Annotated in this window: 18 protein-coding genes and 2 riboswitches; of the genes, 9 read left to right on the plus strand and 9 right to left on the minus strand. The window is 75.0% G+C overall.

The genetic code is table 11. The features are described from left to right. Positions 1-3: 3 nt before the first annotated feature. Positions 4-109: riboswitch (SAM riboswitch) on the minus strand. A gap of 137 nt (positions 110-246) precedes the next feature. The 4 genes from GXP71_RS09230 to GXP71_RS09245 all read left to right on the plus strand — a co-directional run bounded on the left by GXP71_RS09230 (position 247) and on the right by GXP71_RS09245 (position 5,468). After that, complete coding sequence (locus GXP71_RS09230; protein WP_160142929.1) at positions 247-1,551, plus strand: NtaA/DmoA family FMN-dependent monooxygenase; 1,305 nt, start codon at positions 247-249, stop codon at positions 1,549-1,551. Between the two features lie 179 nt (positions 1,552-1,730). Continuing rightward, positions 1,731-2,981 (plus strand): PLP-dependent aminotransferase family protein, encoded by a 1,251-nt coding sequence (locus GXP71_RS09235; protein WP_124344087.1) that lies wholly within the window; start codon positions 1,731-1,733, stop codon positions 2,979-2,981. A gap of 20 nt (positions 2,982-3,001) precedes the next feature. After that, a complete protein-coding gene (locus tag GXP71_RS09240) occupies positions 3,002-4,117 on the plus strand; it encodes an LLM class flavin-dependent oxidoreductase (RefSeq protein ID WP_162352419.1) in 1,116 nt (371 codons plus the stop codon). A gap of 10 nt (positions 4,118-4,127) precedes the next feature. Further along, on the plus strand, positions 4,128-5,468 hold the full coding sequence (locus GXP71_RS09245) for an NtaA/DmoA family FMN-dependent monooxygenase (protein WP_162352420.1): 1,341 nt from the start codon (positions 4,128-4,130) through the stop codon (positions 5,466-5,468). A 168-nt stretch (positions 5,469-5,636) separates the two neighbouring features. On the opposite strand, the gene GXP71_RS09250 is transcribed toward GXP71_RS09245, so the two are convergent. From GXP71_RS09250 to GXP71_RS09270, 5 genes are all read right to left on the minus strand, one after another. Then, the gene (locus GXP71_RS09250; protein ID WP_162352421.1) at positions 5,637-6,950 is read right to left on the minus strand and encodes an NtaA/DmoA family FMN-dependent monooxygenase; all 1,314 of its coding nucleotides are present in this window, start codon (positions 6,948-6,950) and stop codon (positions 5,637-5,639) included. 120 nt (positions 6,951-7,070) lie between these two features. Further along, complete coding sequence (locus GXP71_RS09255; RefSeq protein WP_162352422.1) at positions 7,071-8,657, minus strand: ABC transporter substrate-binding protein; 1,587 nt, start codon at positions 8,655-8,657, stop codon at positions 7,071-7,073. A 69-nt stretch (positions 8,658-8,726) separates the two neighbouring features. Next, entirely contained in the window at positions 8,727-10,529 is a 1,803-nt protein-coding gene (locus GXP71_RS09260; RefSeq protein WP_162352423.1) for an ABC transporter ATP-binding protein, read from the minus strand. Further along, positions 10,526-11,410 carry an ABC transporter permease gene (locus GXP71_RS09265; RefSeq protein ID WP_124342634.1) on the minus strand — a complete coding sequence of 295 codons (885 nt, stop codon included), beginning with the start codon at positions 11,408-11,410 and terminating at the stop codon, positions 10,526-10,528. Before GXP71_RS09265 ends, GXP71_RS09260 begins: the two co-directional genes overlap by 4 nt. Next, positions 11,407-12,408: an ABC transporter permease gene (locus GXP71_RS09270; protein ID WP_124342633.1), complete on the minus strand. Its 1,002-nt coding sequence runs from the start codon at positions 12,406-12,408 to the stop codon at positions 11,407-11,409. The genes GXP71_RS09265 and GXP71_RS09270 overlap by 4 nt, the downstream gene beginning before the upstream one ends. A 657-nt stretch (positions 12,409-13,065) precedes the next feature. Further along, positions 13,066-13,177, plus strand: a riboswitch (SAM riboswitch). A 75-nt stretch (positions 13,178-13,252) separates the two neighbouring features. Here GXP71_RS09270 and GXP71_RS09275 point away from each other — a divergent pair. The 4 genes from GXP71_RS09275 to GXP71_RS09290 all read left to right on the plus strand — a co-directional run bounded on the left by GXP71_RS09275 (position 13,253) and on the right by GXP71_RS09290 (position 18,743). Continuing rightward, positions 13,253-14,311 carry an ABC transporter permease gene (locus GXP71_RS09275; protein ID WP_124342632.1) on the plus strand — a complete coding sequence of 353 codons (1,059 nt, stop codon included), beginning with the start codon at positions 13,253-13,255 and terminating at the stop codon, positions 14,309-14,311. Further along, on the plus strand, positions 14,308-15,300 hold the full coding sequence (locus GXP71_RS09280) for an ABC transporter permease (RefSeq protein ID WP_124342631.1): 993 nt from the start codon (positions 14,308-14,310) through the stop codon (positions 15,298-15,300). Before GXP71_RS09275 ends, GXP71_RS09280 begins: the two co-directional genes overlap by 4 nt. Beyond that, positions 15,297-17,027 carry an ABC transporter ATP-binding protein gene (locus GXP71_RS09285; RefSeq protein ID WP_162352424.1) on the plus strand — a complete coding sequence of 577 codons (1,731 nt, stop codon included), beginning with the start codon at positions 15,297-15,299 and terminating at the stop codon, positions 17,025-17,027. The genes GXP71_RS09280 and GXP71_RS09285 overlap by 4 nt, the downstream gene beginning before the upstream one ends. A gap of 75 nt (positions 17,028-17,102) precedes the next feature. Beyond that, positions 17,103-18,743 (plus strand): ABC transporter substrate-binding protein, encoded by a 1,641-nt coding sequence (locus GXP71_RS09290; protein ID WP_162352425.1) that lies wholly within the window; start codon positions 17,103-17,105, stop codon positions 18,741-18,743. Between the two features lie 198 nt (positions 18,744-18,941). On the opposite strand, the gene proB is transcribed toward GXP71_RS09290, so the two are convergent. The 4 genes from proB to rplU form a co-directional block, all read right to left on the minus strand. Continuing rightward, complete coding sequence (gene proB / locus GXP71_RS09295) at positions 18,942-20,096, minus strand: glutamate 5-kinase (protein WP_162352426.1); 1,155 nt, start codon at positions 20,094-20,096, stop codon at positions 18,942-18,944. A 167-nt stretch (positions 20,097-20,263) separates the two neighbouring features. Then, positions 20,264-21,784, minus strand: a complete 1,521-nt coding sequence (gene obgE / locus GXP71_RS09300; RefSeq protein WP_162352427.1) for a GTPase ObgE — start codon at positions 21,782-21,784, stop codon at positions 20,264-20,266. Positions 21,785-21,896: 112 nt separating this feature from the next. Beyond that, positions 21,897-22,154 carry a 50S ribosomal protein L27 gene (gene rpmA, locus GXP71_RS09305; RefSeq protein WP_124342626.1) on the minus strand — a complete coding sequence of 86 codons (258 nt, stop codon included), beginning with the start codon at positions 22,152-22,154 and terminating at the stop codon, positions 21,897-21,899. A 65-nt stretch (positions 22,155-22,219) separates the two neighbouring features. Then, positions 22,220-22,528 carry a 50S ribosomal protein L21 gene (gene rplU, locus GXP71_RS09310; protein ID WP_200829687.1) on the minus strand — a complete coding sequence of 103 codons (309 nt, stop codon included), beginning with the start codon at positions 22,526-22,528 and terminating at the stop codon, positions 22,220-22,222. Between the two features lie 448 nt (positions 22,529-22,976). On the opposite strand from rplU, the gene GXP71_RS09315 reads away from it, so the two are divergent. Beyond that, complete coding sequence (locus GXP71_RS09315) at positions 22,977-24,077, plus strand: YihY/virulence factor BrkB family protein (protein ID WP_162352428.1); 1,101 nt, start codon at positions 22,977-22,979, stop codon at positions 24,075-24,077. Positions 24,078-24,167 lie beyond the last annotated feature (90 nt).

The following is a 24,167-nucleotide window of genomic DNA, read 5'->3' on the forward strand; positions in this document are numbered from 1 at the left end:
TTCGTTCGCACGTTGCCCGCCGGGACGACGGGCCGGGTCGCGCCCGGGAGCACCCCGCGTGCCGGGGTTGCTGCCCCGCCTGCCGGGCCAGACGGCGGGGCTCGTGACCTGCGCGGAAGGGTCGGCCCACGCCGCGGCACTGTCAACGCCCCCTCGGCGACGTCTCACATCGCGGGAGCACCAGTCCGTCCGTTGGATCGGCCGACGCGCCGCCGCACCATGACGCCCTCGCGAGAGGGGGACGGCATGACCGCACGACGGCAGATGGTGCTCGGCGCCTACCACACGGTCGCCGGGCAGCACGGCGGCGCGTGGCGCGTCAGCACGCAGGCGACCGACACGGAGTCGCTGGCCCAGCACCGGGCGGCGGCGCTCACCGCGCAGGACGCGCTGCTGCACTTCCTCCTCGTCACGGACGTGCTCGGCGAGCAGGGCGACCCGGTCTCCCCCGGCTTCCATCCGCGGCTCGAGCCCGCGGTGCTGCTCGCCGCCCTCGCGGCCGCGACCGAGCACATCGGTCTCGTCGGCTCCTTCTCGACGACCTTCAGCGACCCCGTGCAGCTCGCGCGCCAGCTCTCGAGCCTCGACCACGTGTCGGGCGGCCGGGCGGGCTGGAACGTCGTCACGTCGTTCCGCCGCGAGGCCGCGACGGCGCTCGGCGCGGACCGGCTCCCCGACCACGCCGAGCGGTACGCGAAGGCCGCCGACGCGGTGCGGGCCGCGGTCGCGCTCTGGGACGCGTGGCAGCCCGACGCGGTGGTCCGCGACCGGCGCACCGGACGCTACGTCGACCCGTCCCGGGTCCGCCGGGTCGAGCACGTCTCGGCCCACCACGCGGTGCGCGGGGTGCTGCCCGCGTCGCGCTCGCCGCAGGGCCGGCCGGTCCTCTTCCAGGGTGGGTCGTCCGAGGCCGGGCTCGCCCTCGCGGCCCGGTACGCGGACGTCGTGCTCACGGCCCAGGACCACCTGGGTGACGCGGTCGCGTTCGCGCACGAGGTGCGGGCGCGCGCCGCCGACCGCGGCCGCGAGCGCGTCCTGGTGCTGCCCGGCGTCGTCACGGTCGTGGCCGACACGCGCCGCCAGGCGCAGGACGTGCACGACCGCCTCACGGCCGCGATCGACGACGACCACGCGCGCGCCCGGCTGTCGGCGATCCTCGGCTGGGACACGTCGCACCTGCCGCCCGACGCACCGCTCGACCTCGCGCCTGCCGTCACCGACGGGCACCGCAGCCGCGCACGGCTGCTGCACGCGCGCGCCGAGCGGGACCGGCTCACCGTCGCCGAGCTCGCACGCGTGGCCGCGGCGACCCGCGGCCACCGTCTGGTCGTCGGGACCGCGCAGGACGTCGCCGACGAGCTGCTCGCGTGGTTCGACGCCGGCGCCGCGGACGGCTTCCTCGTCGGGCCCGCCGTCATGCCGTCGGGCCTGCGCCGGTTCGCGCGCGACGTGGTGCCGATCCTGCAGCGGGCGGGCGCGTTCCGGACCGCGCGGACCCCCGGCACGCTGCGCGAGCAGCTCGGCCTCCCGCCGGTGCGCGCCGGTGGCTGAGACGACCGCGTCCACCCGTTGACTCCCCTGCGAGCCGTGCCTAGCGTCCGCGGCCCGTCAGGAGTCCCGCCGTCTGGCTCGGCAGGCGGGACGGCAGCCCGCGGCACGCGTGGGGTGCTGCCGAGCACGCCGTGCGGCCCCGGCCGTGCGACGTCGAACCACGGAAGGTCCGGTCCGTCATGACCACCACCGTCACCACCGCCCCGGCGGCCACCGAGGCGCCCACCGCGCCTGCGTCCCTCTCCGCCCTCGCACGCGCCCTGAGCGCCCCGAAGGGCTTCGGCGACGCGAGCCTGCGCCGGCGCCGACCCGGCGACATCGAGCTGCTCGGCGGGATCCCCGACGACACCGCGCTCCCGGTCGAGGCGCTGCTCGCGTCCGCCGAGCGCGTCCTGCGCGGCGCACGCTCGGGCCCGGCCGCGTTCCAGTACTCGCAGTCCGCGGGCCTCGACGACCTCCGCGGCTGGATCGCGGCGCGCGAGGGCGTCGACCCGGCGCGGGTGATCGTGACGAACGGCGGGTTCCACGGCCTGTCGCTCGCGGTGCTCACGCTCGTCGAGCGCGGCGACGCGGTCGCGGTCGACAACCCGATCTTCCCGCTGTTCCTGCGCGCCCTGGAGCTCTCCGACGGCCGCCCCGTGCCCGTCCGCGTCGGGCCGGACGGCCTCGACGTCGACGACCTGGAGCGGCAGCTGCGCGCGGGTGCGCGACCCGTCGCGGTCTACACCGTGCCGGACTTCCACAACCCGTCGCAGGGGACGCTGCCGACCGACCAGCGCGTGCGGCTCGTCGACCTCGCCGAGCGGTACGGCTTCGTCGTGCTGGCCGACAACCCGTACCGCGAGCTGCGGTTCCGTGGCGCCGACGAGGACTCGACGATCCTGTCGACGTCCGACCGGGTGGTGCACGTCAACACGTTCTCGAAGACGCTCGGCCCGGGCCTGCGGCTCGGCTGGGTCGTCGCGTCCGAGGAGCTCGCGAGCGCGTTCGTGACGCTGCGCAACCGGCAGGACTCGCACACCTCCACGCTCGAGCAGCAGATCGTGGTCGACCTGCTCACGCACGACCCGGCCTGGTTCGACACCACGCTCGCGCGGGCCCGCGACCTGTACCGCGAGCGCGCCGACGTGCTCGTGGACGCGCTGCACGAGCGCCTCCCCGGGATCGTCGAGACGCGCCGCCCGGACGGCGGCTTCTTCCTGTGGCCGCGGCTGACCGACGCGTCGATCGACCCCGTCCGCCTGCACGCCGAGTCCGCCGAGCGCGGTGCCACGTACCAGCAGGGCGAGTTCTTCGCGTCGGGCGGCCGCCGCGAGTTCGCCGACCACCTGCGGCTCGCCTACGGCAACCACACGACCGACACCCTGCTCGCGTTCGTCGACCGCCTCGGCGCGGCCGTCGACGCGGTACGCGCCTCCCACCCCGCCTGAGAACTGGAGCACCACCCGCGATGACCCTGCACCTCGCCCTCGAGGTCGACGGTCCCGGCGCCCACCCGGCCGCCTGGACCGTCGACCCCCGCCCCACCGCCGACGCACTGGGCGCCCGACGGCTGCGCGACGTGGTCGCCGCCGCCGAGAACGCGGGCGTCACGTTCGTGACGTTCGACGACGCGCTCGTGCCGTCGCCCGACGGCGTCGCGGGCCGGCTCGACGCGGTGACCCGCGCCGCGTACGTCGCGCCGCTCACGTCCCGCACGGGACTGGTCCCGCTCGCCCACCCGGCGGTGGTCGAGCCGTTCCACCTCGCGAGCCAGGTCGCCGCGCTCGACCACGCGAGCCTCGGCCGCGCCGGCTGGCTCGTCGGCAGCGGGCCGGTCCCCGGCGCGCGGCGCGCGCTCGACCGGCCCGTCGCCGACGGCCAGGACCTGCGCGACGAGACCGATGACGTCGCGCGCGTCGCACGCGACCTGTGGGACTCGTGGGAGGACGACGCGGTCGTCCGCGACACCGCCACGGGCCGCTACGTCGACCGGGACCGGCTCCACTACGTGGACTTCGCGAGCGGCGGCGACGGCCTGCCCGCCGGGCCGAGCGCCCGCGCCACGCCCGACGGCGTGCGCGCGCCGTTCACCGTGAAGGGGCCTCTCATCGTGCCGCGCGGGCCGCAGGGCCGGCCGGTCGTCGTGGGTCGGCACGCGGCGGTCGACGGCGGCCTGCTCGACGTGGCGCTGGTCGGCGACGTCGCCGACGTGGCCGCGGCCCGCGCCGCGGGGTCCCCGCTCGTCGTCCTCGACCTGGCCGTGACGCTCGACGGCGCGCACGGGACCGCCGCCGAGCGCCGCGCGGTGCTCGACGCACGCACGCCGTGGGACGCGCCGACCGCCTGGACGGGCGACGCCGCCGGGCTCGTCGAGGTGCTGCTCGGGCTGCGCGGCGTCGTCGACGGCGTCCGGCTGCTGCCGGCCGTGCTCGACGTCGACCTCCCGGTGGTCGTCCGTGACGTCCTGCCCGCGCTCCGCGTCGCGCGCGCGACGCCGACGACGCGCCCGGGCGCGACGCTGCGCGACACCCTCGGGCTGCCCCGCCCGGTCAACCGCTACGCCGCCGCCGCGGCGACCGCCTGAGGAGGCCCGCATGTCCGACGTCCCCCGCCCCGACGCCCAGGTCCACCTCGGCGTCTTCTTCCAGGGCGTGAACCACACGACCGTCTGGTCGGACCCCGACAGCGGTTCGCAGACCGACTTCGAGACGTTCCGCCGGGTGGTGCAGACCGCCGAGCGCGGCCTGTTCGACGCGTTCTTCCTCGGCGAGGGCCTGCGCCTCCGGGAGCAGAACGGGCGCCTGCACGACCTCGACGTCGTCGGGCGCCCGGACGCGATCACGCAGCTCGCCGCGCTCGCCGCGGTGACCGAGCGGATCGGCCTGGTCGCGACGCAGAACGTCACCTACAACGACCCGGCCGACCTGGCGCGGCGTCTCGCGAGCCTCGACGTCCTCTCGGGCGGCCGCGCGGCGTGGAACGTCGTGACGACCGACAACGCGTGGACGGGCGAGAACTTCCGCCGCGGCGGGTGGCTGGACCACACGCAGCGGTACGAGCGCGCCGCCGAGTTCGTGCAGGCCGCGCAGGCGATCTGGGACGGCTGGACGGACGACGCCCGGCCGACGCCGGTGCACCACGCGGCGACGACGCTCGACGTCGAGGTCACCCCGACCGTCCCGCGCAGCCCGCAGGGCCATCCCGTGCTGTTCCAGGCGGGCGACTCCCCCGACGGCCGCGACTTCGCCGCCCGGCACGCCGAGGTGATCTTCTCGGCGCACGGCACGGACTTCGACGACGCGCTGCGCTTCGCCGACGACGTGCGCGCCCGCACCCGGGCCGCCGGACGACCGGAGGACGACGTCAAGATCCTGCCGGGCACGCAGTTCGTGCTCGCGGACACCGACGCCGAGGCGCGCGACAAGGCGCGCTGGGTCAAGGAGCAGCAGGTCACGCCCGCGACGGCGCTGTCGCTGCTCGGCCAGGTCTGGGGAGAGGACCTGTCGCACCTGGATCCCGACGGCCCGCTCCCGGCGCACGACCCGGTCATCGAGTCGGTCGGCGAGACCCGCGGCTCGCCGCGGCGCGGCGTCAGCCCGGTCGACGTGGCACGCGCGTGGCGGGCACGCGCCGAGGCGGACGGGCTCTCGATCCGGCAGCTCGTGATCGCGCAGGAGCGCGAGCGCGGGTTCGTCGGCTCGCCGCAGACCGTCGCCGACGAGCTGGCCCGCTGGGTGCGGAACGGCGCGTCGGACGGCTTCAACATCACGCCCTGGCTCGTGCCGAGCGGGCTGGACGACGTCGTGGAGCTCCTGGTGCCGGCGCTGCAGGAGCGCGGTGCCTACCGGACCACGTACGAGGGGACGACGCTGCGCGAGCACCTCGGTCTGCGCGCGCCGCTGACGCACCGCCTGACGGCGGACACGACGCGCTGACGCTCCCGCAGCGCGACCGACGGGGTGGGACCTCACCAGGTCCCACCCCGTCGTGGCGTCCCCGCTGCGGCGCCCGCTCACCCACGGCACGACGAGGGGGCGGGACCACGCGGGTCCCGCCCCCTCGCGTCGCCCGGGCCGTCCCTCCCGGTCGTCTGCGCGAGCCGGTCAGAGGCCCAGGTTCCGCCGCAGCGTCGTGCCCGCGTACTCGGTCTTGTAGACGCCGAGGCGCTGCAGGTGCGGAACGACCGCGCGGCCGAACTCGTCGAACGAGCCCGGCACGTGCGTCGGGGTGATGAGGAAGCCGTCCGCGGCGCCGGACCCGAACAGCTCGGCGAGCTGCTCGGCGATCTCCGCACCCGTGCCGACGAGCTGGGGCGTGAGCTCGCTCGTCGAGAACTCGACCGCGGCCTCGCCGATCGTCGCGTTCGCGGCGCGCGGGCCGAGCAGCTCGAGCAGCGCCACGACCGCCCGCCCTTCCGCCTGCCCGTCGGTGGCCCGCTCGTCGAGCACCTTGCGCAGCGGCTCGTCGGCGTCGACGTCACCGAGGTCGAGACGGGAGAACTGGCTGAAGAACTCGATGCCCGCCTCGGGCGTGACGAGCGTGCGCAGGTGGTCGCGTCGCGCGCGGGCGATCTCGGTGCTCTCGCCCACGATCGTCTGCACGGCCGCGAAGAGCCGGATCTTCTCGGGGTCACGACCGGCGGCGCGGGCCTTGGCGCGCAGGTCGTCCTTCTTGGCCTGCAGGTCGGCCTGCGTGCGCTCGATCGCGAAGATCACCTCGCCCCAGCGCGCGCCGAACTCGCGCCCGCGCGGCGAGTCACCGGCCTGGATGATCACCGGACCGCCCTGCGGCGTCGGCGGCAGGTTGAGCGGTCCGCGGACCGCGACGTGCGTGCCCTTGTAGTCGGGGGCCGTGATCAGGTCCGGGTTCGCGAACACGCCGGTCTCCTGGTCGACCACGAGCGCGCCCTCACCCCACGACCGCCACAGCGCCTGCACCGCCTCGACGACCTCGTCGCCACGGTCGTAGAGGGCGTTGCGGTCGAGCTGCTCGACGTCGGGGAAGTTCGCGTAGTTCGCCGGCCCGTTCGACTGGATGACGTTCCACGCGACGCGACCGCCGGACAGGTGGTCGAGGCTCGCCAGGGTCCGCGCGAGGTTGTACGGCGGGTTGAAGCTCGTCGAGAGCGTGACGCCCAGCCCGAGGTTCGTGGTGACCGCGGCGAGCTGCGCCGCGACCTGCGCCGGGTCGTGCTTGATCGCGTTGCTGAGCCCGTGCCGCGCGAACCCGGCGCGGAAGCTCACGGTCTCCGGGATGAACGCGAGGTCGAACTTCGCGGCCTCGAGGGTGCGGGCGGTGTCGTGCAGGAAGTCGCGACCGAGCCAGTCGCGCGTCGAGTACGGGTGGCGCCACGCGCCGGCGAAGTGGCCGCCGGGGAACAGGACGTAGCCGCCGAGGAAGAGCTGTCGCTGGGTCATGAGGTCGTCCTCTCGTCGTGATGGGCAGATCGGGGGCGACGGCGACGCGGGAGCGGTCACCGCGTCGCCGCCGCAGGACGCCGCGCGGGTCGGCCGTGCACCCGGCCCGCAGCGGCGCCGTCAGGCGCGGCCGACCTCCTGCGCGTAGAGGTAGCGCGACGGCCGCAGCTCCCACGTCACCGCGCGCGACACGACGGCGGTGAACGGCGAGGGGTAGAGGAAGATCGTGTGCGCCTGCTCGCGGTAGAGCTCGGCGGCCTTGACGACGAGGTCGCGCTGCTCGTCGAGGTCGGTCGCCGCCTGCGCGCGCCGGACGAGGTCGTCGAACTCGGGCGCCACGACGTCGCTCTGGATGTGGTCGCTCGTGAACGGGTCGAACAGCTGGAACCCGCCGCGGTACTGCCCGCCCCACATGATGTAGACGAGGTCCGCGCCCTTCTGCGCGTCGCCGTACTGCCGGTCGAGCCACGTCGGGAACGGCGTCTGCGTGATCGTCAGGTCGACGCCGACCTCCTTCCACTGCGCCGCGATGGCCTGCGACGCGAGGTCGGCGGAGACGTAGGTGCCGGACGGGACGTCGACCTCGAGCGTGAAGCCGTCCGCGTAGCCCGCCTCGGCGAGCAGCTCCTTCGCCTTGTCGGGGTCGTACGGGTACGCCTCGACGCCCGGCGCCTCCTCCTGGTACGGCTCGAAGAGCACCGTCCCCGGCAGCGGCTCGACGGCGCCCTTGAAGAGACCCTCGATGATCGTCTCCTTGTCGGTCGCGTAGTTGAGGGCCTGCCGGACGCGCTCGTCGGCGAGCGGGGTGCCCGCCTTCTCCTCGTTGACCGCGAGCACCAGCGGCTGCGGGCCGACGCCGAGCGTCGTCTCGTAGACCGACGAGTCGGCGAACTGGTCGAGGCTGAGCGGTTCGACGTTGAGGACGATGTCCGCCTCGCCCGCCTGGATCGCGGCGACCCGCTGCGCCTCCGACGCGAGCACGGTGTACCGGACCTTCGCGAAGTCCGGCTCGTCGCCCGCCCAGTGCGGGTTGGGCGACAGCGTCGCGCCGTTCTCGAGGTCGAGGGTGTCGATCTGGTACGGACCGCTGCCGAGCGACTCGGTGTCGATGTTGTGCGACTGCGCGAACGTCGGGTCGACGATGTAGGCGTTCCACAGGCGACCGGGCAGGTCGAGCGCAGGCGCGCTCAGGTGGAAGAGGATCGTCGTCGGGTCGGGCGACTCGACGGACGCGACGAACTTGCGCAGCGGCGCCCCGGTGGTGCCCTTGTACTCGGGGTCGAGGAGCTGCTGGAAGTTCCACACGATCGTCTCGGCCGTGAGCGGCGTGCCGTCGGAGAAGACGGCGTCGGTGCGGATCGTGAACCTCCACTCGAGGTCGGAGACCTGCTCCCACTCCGTCGCGAGCGACGGCGCGACCTCGGAGTCGGGCGTGATGCGCGTGAGCGCCTCGTACACGGAGCCGACGACGGCCCCCTGGCTGTCGGGCGAGCCGCCCTTGTGCGGGTTGACGCTCGTGAGCTGGCGGGAGAGCACGAGTCGCAGCTCCTCGCCCGCGGTGGGCACGGGTCCGGCGGGCTCGGACGCGGCGTCGCCGCTCGCGCTGCTGCCGGCGCACGCGCCGAGCGTCACGACGAGCGCGGCGGAGACGAGGGCGGAGAGCACGGCGGCGACGGGCCGTCGCCGGTGCGGGGTGGGTCGGGACATGGTCCTGCTTCCGGTGCGGGGGACGCCGTGGCGGCGCCCCGGGGGCGGGGTGGGTCCTGCCGGGACGCGTCAGACGGGGTGCGTCGCCGGTGCTGCGCCGGCGAGGTGCGGTGCCCGGCGACCGGGCACCGCGTCGACGAGTGCGCGGGTGTAGGGGTGCTGCGGGTCCGCGAGGACGTCCCGCGTGCGGCCCTGCTCGACGATCCGGCCGTGCCGCAGCACGACGACGTCGTCGCAGAGGAACCGCACGACGCCCAGGTCGTGCGAGATGAACAGGTACGTGAGCCCGTGCTCGGCGCGCAGCCGCGCGAGGAGCGTGAGGATGCGGGCCTGCACGGACAGGTCGAGAGCCGAGACCGGCTCGTCGGCGACGACGAGCCGCGGCCCGCCCGCGAGCGCCCGGGCGATCCCGACGCGCTGGCGCTGACCGCCCGAGAGCTCCGCGGGCCGCCGGTCGCGGAACGCACGGGGGAGCTCGACCTCGTCGAGCAGCTCGTCGACGCGGGCCGCCACCGCGGCACGGTCGAGGCCGAGGCGGTGCAGCTCGAGCGGCTCGCGCAGCGTCTGCGCGACGGTGAGGCGCGGGTCGAGCGACGCGTAGGGGTCCTGGAACACGTACTGCACGTCCCGGCGCCAGCGGCGGCGACCCTCCCGGGTGCTGCTGCGCGGGTCGGTGCCGTCGAACACGACCGTGCCGCCGTCGGCGGTCTCCAGACCGGTGACGATGCGCGCGAGCGTCGTCTTGCCCGAGCCCGACTCGCCGACGATCCCGAGCGCCTGGCCGGGGGCCACCGTGAGGTCGACGCCGTCGAGCGCGGCGTGCCGGGTGCGGCCGGCCGGGCCGCGGACGACGAACGAGCGGCGCAGGTCGCGCACCTCGAGGATCGGCCGCTCGGGTGCACCGGCGTCGGCGCGCGCGACGACGGTCGACACCTCGGCGAGCGTGGTCGTCGTCGTCCGGCCGGTGCGGACCGCGCCCTGTGCCGGGCCGGCCGCGGCCCGCGCGGGCGACGTCGGGACCGCCGGCCGCGTGAGCCGGCTCGGCACCGCCGCGAGCAGCCGCTGCGTGTACGCGTGCTGCGGGTCGGCGAGCACGCGCGCGGTCGGCCCGGACTCGACGACCACCCCGTCGGACATCACGTGCACGTGCTCGGTGCGGTCGGCGACGACGCCGATGTCGTGGCTCACCAGGAGCACGCCGAGCCCGAGCCGCTCGCGCAGGTCGTCGACGAGGTCGAGCACCTGCGCCTGCACGGACACGTCGAGCGCGGTCGTCGGCTCGTCGGCGACGAGCAGACGGGGCGACCGGGCGAGCGCCGTCGCGATCACGACGCGCTGGTTGAGCCCGCCCGACAGCTCGTGCGGGAACGCGGCGAGCGTCTTGTCGACGTCGTCGATCCCGACGAGCCGGAGGAGCTCGGCGACCCGCGCGCGCCGCTCGTGGCGCGGCGTACCGGCGGGCAGCGCCTCGGCGAGCTGGGCGCGGATGCGCAGCCGCGGGTTGAGCGACGGTGTGGGGTTCTGGAACACCACGCCGACCTGGTCGCTCAGGTGGGCGCGGGCGTCACGCGGGGGCAGCGCGAGCACGTCGCGTCCGCTCACGTCGACGGTGCCGCGCAGCACGTCGACGCCCCAGGGCAGCAGCCCGGCGACGGCGAGCGCGGTGAGCGTCTTGCCGGACCCCGACTCCCCCACGAGCCCGACGCTCTGGCCGGCGTGCACGGCGAGGTCGACGCCGCGGACCAGCGGCACGTCGTCCGGCCGGTGGCGACGGTCGGCGGGGAGGCCGACGACGAGGTCGCGCACCGCGAGCACGGGGTCGCCGACGGCGACGGGCGCGGTGGTGACGGCGGGTGCGAGGTCGAGGCTCATCGGGCGACTCCTTGTCCGGCGCGCCCGGTCCCGGTGCGCTCCGCGAGGGCGTCGCCGAGCAGCTGGAGGGCGACGATGGTGACGATCAGCGCGACGCCGGGGAACAGCGAGAGCCACGGGGCGGTCGCGAGGCGCGCCTGGCCGGCGGCGACCATCTGGCCCCAGTCGGCCTCGGGCGGCTGCACCCCGAGGCCGAGGAAGCCGAGGCTCGACTCGAGCAGCAGGACGGCGGACGCGCTGAGGGTGACGGCGACGAAGAACAGCGGCAGGACGCTCGGCAGCAGGTGCCGCCACGCGACGGCACCGCGACCGGCGCCGGCGACGCGCGCGGCCTCGACGAACGGCTGCCGGACGACGGCCCGGGCGTGACCGCGGATGACGCGGAAGGTCAGCACCCACGCCCCGAGGACCAGCACGGTGACGAGGGGGACGAACGCGTTGCCGACGAACGACAGGATGACGATCGCGAGCACGATGGTCGGCACCGCGAGCTGCACGTCCGCGAGGCGTGACGCGACCGCGTCGACCGCGCCGCCGAACAGCGCCCCGCCGACGGCGAGACCGAGCCCGAGCACCGCGGCGACGAGCGTCGCGACGGCTGTGACGGCGAGCGCGGTCCGACCGCCGAACACCGTCCGGGCCAGCAGGTCGCGGCCGAGCTCGTCAGTGCCGAAGGGGTGCGCGGCCGACGGCGGCTGCAGGATCGCGGTGAAGTCCTGCGCGAGCGGGTCGGTGACGAGCAGCGGCGCGGCGAGAGTCACGGCGACGACGAGCCCGAGCAGGGCGGCACCGACCCAGCCGGACGCCCCGAGCGTGCGGGACGCGCGGCGGGTGTCGTGGGTGGCCTGCTCCTCGACGAGGACGGTGGCGACGGCGGTCATGAGCGGAGCCTCGGTTCGACGACGGCGGCCAGGACGTCGACGAGCAGGTTCACGAGGACGAACCCGACGGCGATGACCAGGACGCACACGATGACGAGCGGGTAGTCGCGGTTCTGCACCGCGTTGACGGAGAGCTGGCCGATCCCGGGCCAGCCGAAGATCGACTCGGTGACCACGGCGCCGCCGAGCAGCACGCCGGCCTGGATGCCGACGACGTTGAGAGTCGTGCCGAGCGAGTTGCCGACGACGTGCCGGCGCACGAGCCGGCCGCGCGACAGGCCCTTGGCCCGGGCGGTCCGGACGTGGTCGGCCTGGAGCACGTCGACGAGCGCGGTCCGGAAGACGCGCGCCACGGCCGGCACGAACGCGACGCCGAGCGTGAGCCCCGGCAGCACGATCGCGGCGGGGCCGGTCGCCCCGGTCGCCGGCAGCCAGCCGAGCCAGACGGCGAGCACGAGTGTCGCGAGGATGCCGAAGAAGAACGTCGGGATGCCGTCGAGCGCGACCGCGACGCTCAGCGGCACGCGGCGCAGCCATGCCGAGCGCGAGGTCGCGGACACGAAGCCGATGACGCCGCCGACGACGACCCCGATGGTCAGCCCGACGAGCCCCAGCTCGATGCTCGCGGGGAGCCGGCCGAGGGCGATCGCGACGGGGTCGGAGCCGTACCGGATCGAGTCGGGGAAGTCGCCGCGCACGACCTGCCCGAGGAACGACACGTACTGCACGGGCACCGGGCGGTCGAACCCCATGAGCGCGGTCAGTCGCTCGACCTCGTCCGGGGGTGCGTCCGGCGGGACGAGCAGCAGCGCGGGGTTGCCCGTCGAGTAGAGCGCGAAGAAGACGAGCGTCGCGGCACCCCACACGGCGACGAGACCGGTGGCGACGCGGCCCGCGAGGTAGCGCGGGCTCACGGGTGGGCGCAGCGCGCGGACGCGGGTGAGCACGGTGGGGGTCACGGAGGGACCCGGTGGTGCGGCGAGGTCGACGGCGGCCATGGCGGCGGCTCCTGGGGCGGCGGGCGGTGGGCGGTGGACGACGCGCGCGCGGGCGCGCGGCGGTCGTGTGCGGGGACGAGCGGGGACGCGCCTCGCCGTCTCGGCGGGTGCGTGGGACGACGGCGGGCGTCGGCGGGTGGAGAGCGGGGCACGACGTCGCGTCGCAGGTCGCCTGGCGGCGGGTGCCGTCAGCGGCGGGTGCCGTCACCGGCGGGTGCCGTCAGCGGCGGGTGCCGTCAGCGGCGACAGGCGCGACAGACGCGCGGTGCCGGCGTCGGCGCGGTGGTCCAGCGGCTGGACGTCGTCATGGTGGGTCGCCTCCGTGGGCGGCGGGTGCCCCCAGGCGGGCGACGCCGGGGGCAGGTGCTCGGGTGCACCGCGGGGTGCCGCGTCGCCAGCCGAGCCTGACGGCGACGCGAGCCGCGAACGTAGGTGGCGGTCCCGGACGGGTCAACGGGTCCTGCCACGCGTCTCGCGATGCGGGATCGCGTTCCTCGAGCACCGGTGCGTGTGCGCCTGGCCGTCGGGCCGCCGCGGCCGGAGTCCCGCATGAACACGCCCCGAGGGCGAACCACTGCTCCCGGCCGAACGTCCGGATCGTGAGACGCGCGGGATCGACCATTGACCCCGGTGCGACCCCTTCCTACGTTTCCCGCCGGTCACGAGACCCGACGACAAGCCCTGGCTGGTCGGGCAGCAACCCTCCGGACGTGGCGGGGTGCTCCAGGTGATGACCCGGCACGGCACCCCCGTCGTGCAAGCACGGACGACCGACGCGCGCACCGTCCCGCGCACCGAAGGAGCACCCCATGACGCCCGCACCGCACGCCCCGGCGGTGACGCCGTGACGCGGTACCTCGCCCGCCGGCTCGGCCTCGCCGTGCTCGTGCTGTGGGCGGCGTACACCGTGTCCTTCGTCGTGCTCTACGCGCTCCCCGGCGACCCCGTGTCGATCATGTACGGCGGCGACTCGACCGACGTGACCCCCGAGCAGCTCGACGCGCTGCGCGCCGAGTACGGGCTCGACCAGCCGCTGCCCGTGCAGTACCTGACGCAGCTGCTCGACGCGGTGCGCGGCGACCTCGGCACGTCCGTCGTGAGCAAGCAGCCGGTCACGACGCTCCTCGCCCAGGCGATCCCGCCCACCGCCGCGATCGCGGGGGCCGCGCTGCTGCTCGCGGTCGTCGGCGGCGGGACGCTCGCGGTCGTCGCGACCGCGACCCGCCACCGCGCGCTCGCGGGGTTCCTGCTGTCGCTGCCGCCGCTCGGCGTCGCGATCCCGTCGTTCTGGTTCGGCCTGACGCTCGTGCAGTGGTTCTCGTTCCAGCTGCCGATCTTCCCCGCGCTCGGCAACCAGGGGTTCGCGTCGATCGTGCTCCCGGCGGTCACGCTCGCGCTCCCGACGTCCGCGATCATCGCGCAGCTGCTGTCACGCAGCCTGCTGCACACCCTGCGCGAGCCGTACGTCGACACCGCACTCGCCAAGGGTGCGGGCCGGGTGCGCGTGCACCTGCGGCACGCGCTGCGCAACGCGGCCCTGCCCGCGCTCACCGCGACCGGCCTCGTCGTCGGCGGGCTGCTGTCCGGGGCCGTCGTCACCGAGACCGTGTTCTCCCGTGCCGGGCTCGGGCGCCTCACGGCGACGTCGGTGGCCGCGCAGGACATCCCCGTCGTCCAGGGCGTCGTCCTCGTCGCCGCGACGGTCTACGTGCTCACCAACCTGCTCGTCGACGTCGTCTACCCGCTGCTCGACCCGCGCATCGTCACGGGTGGGCGTGCGGCGGGCGTCACAGCCGAGCCCGACGACGCGGGCCGGCCGGCCGCCGACGAGCACGCCACGCGACCGCCGAGCACCGCGCCGGCGGAGCACGCCCACGCCGTCCCCGCCGGAGGTGCGCGGTGAGCACGATCGACAGCCTCACGGGCTCGAGCCCGTCGCGCCCCGACGGGTTCGTCCCCACCGCGCTCGACCCGGGCACGCGCGCCGACGACTTCACCGCGACGGCCGCCGACCGGTTCGCCGACGCCGTCCGCGAGCACGACGACGAGCTCACGCACCGCAACCCGTGGCGCTCCCGGCTCGAGGACCTGGTCCGCCGGCCCGGGCTCGTGCTCGCGCTGCTGTGGTCCGTGGCGGTGGTCGTGGCGGCGTTCGCGCCGTCGCTCCTCGCGCCGGGCGACCCGCTCGTCGGGGTGCCCGCGGACAAGCTGCAGCCGCCGTCGGCCGCGCACTGGTTCGGCACCGACCAGCTCGGTCGCGACCTGTACACGCGGGTCGTGCACGGCACGCCGCTGACCCTGCGGGCGGCTCTCGTCGCGGTGCTCGTCGGGCTCGTCGTGGGCGCGCTGGTCGGGCTGGCCGCGGGGTTCGTCGGCGGTCTCGTCGACGACGTCGCGATGCGGGTCGTCGACGTCCTCCTGTCCATCCCGGCGCTGCTGCTGTCCCTCGCGCTCATCACGGTGCTCGGCTTCGGTTCGGTCAACGTCGCGATCGCCGTCGGCATCGCGAACGTCGCGGCGGTCTCGCGCATCATGCGGTCCGAGGTGCTGCGCGTGCGGACCTCCGGCTTCGTCGAGGCGTCGCAGGCGGGCGGCAGCCGCTGGTGGACCGTGCTGTTCGGGCACGTCCTGCCCAACTCCGTCGGACCCGTCGTCGTGCTGGCCGCCCTCGAGCTGGGCGGTGCGGTCCTCGCGGTCTCGTCCCTGTCGTTCCTCGGCTACGGCGAACCGCCGCCCGCACCCGAGTGGGGGGCGCTCGTCGCGGGCGGACGCGACTTCCTGCGCACCTCGTGGTGGCTGACGACGCTCCCTGGCCTCGTCATCGTCGCGACCGTGCTCGCCGCGGGACGCCTCTCCCGCGCGCTCGACGGCGACCCCGGGAGGGCCCGATGACCGCCACGACCCCCGTTTCGCGTGCCGCGGACGTGCCTGCTGCCGAGCGCCTGCTCACGGTCCGCGACCTCGCGGTCTCCTACCGAACCCGGCGCGGTGACGTGCACGCCGTGCGCGACGTCTCGCTGCACGTCGACGCGGGCGAGACCGTCGCCGTCGTCGGCGAGTCCGGCTCGGGCAAGTCGACGACCGCCGCGGCTGTCGTCCGCCTGCTCGCGCCCGCCGCACGCATCACGTCGGGCACGATCGACCTGCTCGGCCACGACCTCGCGACCGCGTCGCCGCGCGTGCTGCGCACCGTCCGCGGCGCGCTCGTCGGGCTCGTCCCGCAGGACCCGACCGTGTCGCTCAACCCCGTCACGCGGGTCGGCGACCAGGTCGCCGAGGCGCTCGTCGTGCACGGGCTGGCCGACCGCCGCGGAGCCGCCCGCCAGGCCGTCGAGGCGCTGCGCCGCACGGGCCTGCCCGAGCCCGAGCTGCGCGCCCGGCAGTACCCGCACGAGCTCTCGGGCGGGATGCGGCAGCGCGTGCTCATCGCCGTCGCGCTCGTCGCCCAGCCGCGCCTGCTCGTCGCCGACGAGCCGACGAGCGCGCTCGACGTCACCGTGCAGCGCCGGATCCTCGACCACCTGGACGAGCTGACCGCGGCGACCGGCACCGGCGTCCTGCTCATCACGCACGACCTCGGCGTCGCCGCCGACCGGGCCGACCGCATCGTCGTGATGTCGCGCGGCCGCGTCGTCGAGACGGGCACGCCCGACGAGGTCCTCGGGTCGCCGCGCGAGGCGTACACGCGCGCGCTCCTCGCAGCGGCGCCGTCGCTGCGGGGAGCGCGCCGTGCTAGGCCCGTCCCGTCGTCGCCCGCCCCTGGGGCACGCGCCACGACGACCGGCACGCCTCCCCGCACGCCCGGCCCGCCCGCGCTCGAGGTGCGCGGCCTGGTCAAGGACTTCCCGCTGCCCCGGAGCAGCGGCGCGGGCACCGGCGTCCTGCGAGCCGTCGCCGACGTGTCCTTCGCGGTCCCGCGCGGTCGCACGCTCGCGCTCGTCGGCGAGTCGGGGTCCGGCAAGTCGACGACCGCCCGGCTCGCGCTGCGGCTCACCGAGCCGACGGCCGGCACGGTCCAGATCGACGGCACCGACGTGACGCGTGCCCGCGGCACGCAGCTCCGTGCGCTGCGACGCCGGCTCCAGGTCGTGCAGCAGAACCCCTACGCGTCGCTCGACCCCCGCTGGACCGTCGAGCGGATCGTCACCGAGCCGCTGCGCGCGTTCCGGGTGGGCGACCGCCGGGAACGTGCCGCGCGCGCCGCCGAGCTGCTCGACCTCGTCGCACTCCCCGCCTCGGCGCTGCAGCGCCGCCCCGCCGAGCTGTCCGGCGGCCAGCGCCAGCGCGTCGCGATCGCCCGGGCGCTGTCCGTGCGGCCCGACATCGTCGTGCTCGACGAGCCGGTCTCCGCGCTCGACGTGTCGGTCCAGGCGCAGATCCTCGACCTGCTCGCCGACCTCCAGCGCGACCTGGCCGTCTCCTACCTGTTCATCTCGCACGACCTCGCGGTCGTGCGGCAGGTCGCGCACGACGTCGTCGTGCTGCGGCACGGGCGGGTCGTCGAGCAGGGCGACGTCGAGACGGTGTTCGCGCGCCCCTCCCACCCGTACACGACCGAGCTGCTCGAGGCGATCCCCGGCACGTCCGTGCGGGCCGAGCTCCGAGGAGGTGAGCGATGACCGCCTGTTGTCCCGGCCGTCGCCGCCCCCGGCGCTGAGCGCGCCACCGCCCCCGCCCCATCCTGGAGAGACCCCATGTCGCAGTCCCCGTCCCCTGCTCGCACGCACGTCCTGCGCGTCGCAGCCTCCGCCCTCGCGCTCGGCCTCGCGCTGGCCGCGTGCAGCTCCGGCTCCCCCGAGGGCACTGAGCCGTCCGCATCCGGGTCGAGCGGTCCCGTCGACGGCGGCGACCTCGTGTTCGCGATCGGCAACGACCCGATCTCGCTCAACCCGTCCGGCACCGGCTCGGGCAACGACACGCTCTACGTGACGCGCCAGCTCGTCGACTCCCTCCTGTGGCAGGACCCGGCGGACGGCTCGCTCGAGCCGTGGCTCGCGACGGGGTGGACCTCGAACGACGACGCCACGGAGCACACCTTCACGCTCCGCGACGACGTGACCTTCTCGGACGGCACGCCGCTCACCGCCGAGTCCGTCAAGGCGACGTTCGACGACGTCGTCGCCGCGGGCGCGAAGAGCAGCGCGGCACCCTCGTTCGTCGGCTACACCGGCACGACCGTCGTCGACGAGCACACCGTGACGGTCACGTTCGGCACGCCCAACGCCGCGTTCCCGCAGGCCGTGAGCACGGTTGCCCTCGGCATCGTGGCCGCGTCGACGATCGCCGTGCCGTTCGACGACCGCGCGGACGGCTCGGCCGTCGTCGGCACCGGACCGTTCGTGCTCGACCACTACACGAAGGACACCGAGACGGTCCTCGAGGCCCGCGACGACTACGCGTGGGCGCCCGAGGCGCGCACCGACGCCGGTGCGCCGCACGTCGACTCGGTGACGTTCCAGGTCGCACCCGAGGCGAGCGTCCGCACGGGCTCGCTCACGTCGGGGCAGGTCCAGGTCATCGGCGGCGTCCAGCCGACCGACATCGCCACGCTCGAGCAGTCCGGCTTCCCGCTGGTCCACCGCGCCAACCCCGGCATCACGTTCGGCCTCACGTTCAACGGCGCGTCCCCGCTGGGCAGCGACCCGGTGGTCCGTGAGGCGATCGGCCTCGCGATCGACCCGACCGAGGTCCGCGACACCGCCCTCACCGACGGTTTCGCGGTTGCCACGAGCGTCCTCGCGAGCACCACGCCGGGCGTCGCCGACGTGAGCGAGCACCTCGAGTCCGACCCCGCGAAGGCCGCCGAGGTGCTCGAGGACGCCGGCTGGGAGAAGGGTGCCGACGGCATCTACGCGAAGGACGGCGTGCGCCTCGCCCCGACGCTCGTCTGGATCACGAACTTCTCGCCGAACCAGACGTCCGTCGAGCTGCTCCAGGCCGAGCTCAAGGCGATCGGCATCGACGTCACGCTCTGGTCGGGCGCCGTCCCGGACTTCCAGGCGAAGCTCAAGTCCGGCGAGTTCGACCTCGTGTGGGGCAACCTGTCCCGCGCCGACGGCGACGTGCTGCGCACGCAGTACTCGACCGCGGCGACGAACTACTACCGGATCGACGACGCCGAGCTCGAGGCCCTGCTCCAGGAGCAGCTCGCGACCAGCGACCCGACGGCCCGCGACGCGGTGCTCGCGGAGGCGCAGGAGCGGCTCGTGTCGCAGCACTGGGTGCTGCCCGTGCACGAGCTGACGACGTACCTCGGCCTGTCGCCCGAGGTGCACGGCGTCGAGCTCGGCGCCGACTCCCGGCTCGACCAGCTCACGACCGCCTGGCTCGACTGACCGAGCATCAGACGGCGCGAAGGGCGGGAGCGGCACGACGGCGCTCCCGCCCTTCGCGTCGCGCGGAGGTGCTGCGCTGCCGTGCGGCGGCGCCGCGGTGCTGCCGTGACGCGGTGCTGCCGTGACGCGGTGCTGCCCTGCTGCGGTGCTGCACTGCTGCGGTGCTGCCGTGACGCGGTGCTGCCGTGGGAGGCGGCGTCAGCGCTCGGCCGGCACCCGCCGACGCCTGACCAGGACCAGGTCGTCGCGGTGCACGAGCTCGCGGTCGTAGCCCGGACCCAGGTCGTCCCGCAGGTCCGACGTCGTGCGACCCAGCAGGTCGGGCACCTCGTCCGACGCGTACGCGACGAGCCCGCGCGCGACGACGGCCCCGTCGGGCCCGACGATCTCGACGGGGTCGCCCGCGTCGAACGTCCCCTCGACACCCGTGACGCCCGCCGGCAGCAGCGAGGTCCGCCGCTCGACGACCGCCCGCACGGCCCCCTCGTCGAGCACGAGCCGCCCGCGCGTCCGTGCCGCGTGCGCGAGCCACAGCAGCCGGATCGACGACCGCCGGCCGGTCGCCGCGAACCACGTCCCGACGTCGTCGCCCGCGAGCGCGGCACGCGCCTGACCCGCGGACGTCAGCACCACCGGGATGCCCGACTGCGTCGCGATCGCGACCGACTCGAGCTTGGTGACCATGCCGCCCGTCCCGACGGCGCTCCCCCGCGACGACACGTCGACCCCGTCGAGGTCGCGCGGTCCGGCGACGTGCGTGAGGCGTCGCGACCCCGGCCGCGACGGCGGTCCCGTGTACAGCGCGTCGACGTCGGTGAGCAGCACGAGCGCGTCCGCGTGCACCAGGTGCGACACGAGCGCCGCGAGCCGGTCGTTGTCGCCGAACCGGATCTCGTCCGTGGCGACCGCGTCGTTCTCGTTGATGATCGGCACCACGCCGAGGTCGAGGAGCCGCGTCAGCGACCGGTGCGCGTTGCGGTAGTGCCCGCGCCGCACCGTGTCCTCCGCGGTCAGCAGCACCTGGCCGACGCGCAGCCCGTGGTCCGCGAACGCCTTCGTGTAGTGCGCGACGAGCAGCCCCTGCCCGACGGACGCGGCGGCCTGCTGCGTCGCGAGGTCCCGGGGACGCGCCGACAACCCCAGCGGCCCGATGGCCGCCGCGATGGCCCCCGACGACACGAGCACCACCTGCCCGCCCGCGTTCCGCCGCTCGGCCAGCACGTCGACGAGCGCGCGCAGCCGCTCGGGGTCGAGGCGCCCGTCCGGGCTCGTGAGCGACGACGACCCCACCTTGACGACCACCCGCCCGGCGGCGGGCAGCTGCTGGCGGTCGTGCAGGGGTGCGGCGCTCACGTCGGCATTCTGCCCCGGCGACGCCGCATCACCGCGGACGCATCCGCGCGCCGGACGCACGACGACCCCGGCGCGAGGGCGCTGCGCCGGCGGGCGGACACGTCGAGGCCCTGTCCCGAGCGTGCCCGACCCGAACCGTCCGTACCGCGGCCGGTCCGGTCCGACTGTCAGTCCGCGTCCGGGTCCGTCCAGACGCCGTGCTCGCGCTCCGACCACAGCTCGTCGCGGGCCGCGGTCTTGGCGTCCATGCGCTCGCGGTACTCCTGCCGCTTCTCACCACGGGTCGGGCGCGACCGGTCCTCGAGCCGCACGTCGGAGCCGCGCGGCCCACCGAGCAGCTCGGCACCCGTCATGAGCGTGGGCTCCCAGTCGAAGACGACCGCATTGGTGTCCGGGCCGATCCGCACCTCGTCCCCGGCGACCGCGCCGGCCGAGTACAGCGCGTCCTCGACGCCGAGCCGCGCGAGCCGGTCGGCGAGGTAGCCGACGGCCTCGTCGTTGGAGAAGTCGGTCTGCCGGACCCAGCGCTCGGGCTTCTCGCCGCGCACCGCGAACCAGACGGCGCCGCCGCCCTCGCGTCGCGTGACGGTGAACCCGGAGTCGTCGACGGCCTTGGGCCGCAGCACCACGCGCGTGGCCTCGGGCACCGGAGCCTCGCGACGGGCCCGCTCCACGCGCTCGGCGAGCGCGAACGTGAGCGCGCGCAGGCCCTCGTGGCTGGCCGTCGAGATCTCGAACACGGGCAGGCCGCGCGCCTCGAGCTCGGGCTTGACCATGTCGGCGAGGTCGCGGGCCTCGGGCACGTCGATCTTGTTGAGCACGACGACCCGCGGGCGCTCGGCGAGCGGGACACGTCCGCCCTCGATCCCGAGGTCGCCGGCGTAGGCCGCGAGCTCGGACTCGATGACGTCGAGGTCGGAGATCGGGTCGCGGTCGGGCTCGAGCGTGGCGCAGTCGAGGACGTGCACGATCACGGCGCAGCGCTCGATGTGCCGGAGGAACTCCAGCCCGAGGCCGCGCCCCTGCGACGCGCCCGGGATGAGTCCGGGGACGTCGGCCACGGTGTACCGCGACGACCCGGCCTGCACGACGCCGAGGTTCGGCACGAGCGTGGTGAACGGGTAGTCGGCGATCTTGGGCCGCGCGGCGGAGATCGCCGCGACCAGGCTCGACTTGCCCGCCGACGGGTACCCCACGAGCGCGACGTCGGCGATCGTCTTGAGCTCGAGGACGACGTCGAGGGCGTCGCCGGGCTCGCCGAGCAGCGCGAAGCCCGGCGCCTTGCGCCGCTGCGAGGCGAGGGCGGCGTTGCCCAGCCCGCCGCGACCGCCCGCCGCGACGACGAAGCGGGCGCCGACGCCGACGAGGTCCGCGAGCACCTCGCCGTCGGTGCCCTTGACGACGGTGCCGTCGGGCACGCCGAGCACCAGGTCCTGCCCGGTCGAGCCGGACCGGTGGTCGCCCATGCCCTGCGTGCCGGAGGGGGCGTGCCGGTGCGGCAGGTGGTGGAACTCGAGCAGCGTCGTGACCTGGGGGTCGACCTCCAGGATCACCGAGCCGCCGTTGCCGCCGTTGCCCCCGTCGGGGCCGGCGAGCGGCTTGAACTTCTCACGGTGGATGGACGCACACCCGTGCCCACCGTCACCGCCGGTCGCGTGCAGCACGACCCGGTCGACGAACGTCGCCACGGCTGTCCTCCTGTCCGGCCCCGGCCTTCACCGGAGCGCTCTCGTGATCGTCACACGACGAAGGGGCGCACCGCACCGGTGCGCCCCTTCGTCGACTGCTCGTCAGTCTGGCTCAGGCCTCGACCGCGACGATGTCGATGACCTTGCGGCCACGACGCGTGCCGAACGTGACCGCACCCGCGGCCAGCGCGAAGAGCGTGTCGTCGCCGCCACGGCCCACGTTGTTGCCGGGGTGGAAGTGCGTGCCGCGCTGGCGGACGATGATCTCGCCGGCCTTGACGACCTGACCGCCGAAGCGCTTGACGCCGAGGCGCTGCGCGTTGGAGTCGCGACCGTTGCGCGAGGAGCTCGCGCCCTTCTTGTGTGCCATGACGAACCTGCTCTCTAGCTGCTGCGTAAGTCGGGGGCCGCGGCGTCAGAGCGCCGCGGGGAAGCTCACTTGATGCCGGTGACCTTGATGCGGGTCAGCTGCTGGCGGTGACCCTGGCGCTTGCGGTAACCGGTCTTGTTCTTGTACTTGAGGATGTCGATCTTGGGACCCTTCTCGTCCCGCACGACCTCCGCCGTCACCTTCACCTTGGCCAGGGCCGCGGCGTCGGTGGTGACCTTCTCACCGTCCACGAGGAGCAGCGCCGTCAGCTCGACGGTGGAGCCGGCCTGCGCGGCGAGGCGGTCGACGACGACGACGTCGCCCACCGCGACCTTCTCCTGGCGGCCGCCAGCCTTCACGATCGCGTACACCACGTTGCTGCTCATCTCTGCTCGTCGAACTGCTCGGTCAAAAGTCTGCCGGTGCCTGCCTGCGCCCGCGCACGTCCCGCAGCGTCCGGGAGCCCGGTCCGAGGGGAGTCGCGTCGACGCCGTTGCGGCGGCACACATGACCAGCGCGCACACGACGCGCCGACGTTCTAGGGTACGGACCGCGTGAGCCAGGGTCAAACCGCACCCGGGGGCGACGCTGGTCACATCTCGTCGGCGGCGGCAGCGACCTCCACCCTCTCACGAGGCGCCGTGCCGACGGCACCCCGGGCCGCTGGTCGTCGTCGCCACCCACCGGCCCCGCTGCTCCCCCTCGGAGCCGGTCCGGCGCCGGCAGCAGATGCGGCCGCTGGTCGTCCGACCTAGCCTCGCCAGGTCGGACCAGTCGGGCAAGAGGCGTCCCGCAGCCGCCGCGTCCCCCCGAGGAGGCGTCGTGTCCCCGGACCCGTCCCGCAGCCGCAGCACCAGCGAGACCGCACCTGACCCCGACGACCCGCGCAAGCCCGACTCCCCCGGCGAGCTCGCCAAGCCGTCGTGGAAGTACGTCGCGCGCAAGACGTTCCGCGAGTTCCTGGCCGACGAGTGCACCGACCAGGCCGCGGCGCTCACCTACTACGCGGTCCTCGCGATCGCGCCCGCGCTGCTGGCCGTCGTGTCCGTGCTCGGGCTCGTGGGCGACCCCGAGCAGACGCTCAACCGCGTCATGGACCTCGTCGCCGACCTCGGCGCGCCCGACCAGGCCGCCGAGACGGTGCAGCCGATCGTCGAGGCCGCGACGTCCAACACCAAGGCGGGGCTCGCGCTGATCCTCGGCGTGCTGCTCGCGCTGTGGTCCGCGTCGGGGTACGTCGCGGCGTTCGGGCGCGGCATGAACCGCGTGTACGAGGTGGAGGAGGGGCGGCCGATCTGGAAGCTGCGCCCCGTGATCCTCCTCATCACGCTCGTGCTCGTCGTGATCGCGGTGCTGATCGTCGCGGCGATGGTGCTGTCCGGACCGGTCGCGCGGACCATCGGTGACGCGGTCGGGCTCAGCGACACGGCCGTGACCGTCTGGAACGTGCTCAAGTGGCCCGTGGTCGTCGCGCTGGTCGTCGTCGCGATCGCGCTGCTCTACCACGGCACGCCCAACGTGCGGCAGCCGAAGTTCCGCTGGATCAGCGTCGGCGCGACCGTCGCGCTCATCGTCTGGGTGGTCGCGTCCGTGGCGTTCGGCTTCTACGTCACGACGTTCTCCTCCTACGACGCGACGTACGGGTCGCTCGCGGGCGTCGTGGTGTTCCTGCTGTGGCTGTGGATCAGCAACCTCGCGCTGCTGTTCGGTGCCGAGCTCGACGCCGAGCTCGAGCGCGGCCGCGAGCTGCAGGGCGGCATCGAGGCCGAGGAGACGATCCAGCTCCCCGCGCGCGACACGAAGGCGAGCGACAAGAAGGCGGCGAAGGCCGCCGAGGACGTCCGCCGCGGTCGCGAGCTGCGCGAGCGCGCCGGCCGCGGCCGGCAGGACGACGACGCACGCGACGACCGCGCGCGGCGCTGACCACCCGCGGCCGCGCGCCTGCGCCGCCTGACGGGCATTCCGTATGCGGCGCCGCACTCCACGGCTCGCACCCGCAGCGACGCGACGACG

The sequence above is a fragment of the Cellulomonas sp. H30R-01 genome (assembly GCF_010119915.1).
Lineage (GTDB): Bacteria > Actinomycetota > Actinomycetes > Actinomycetales > Cellulomonadaceae > Cellulomonas > Cellulomonas algicola.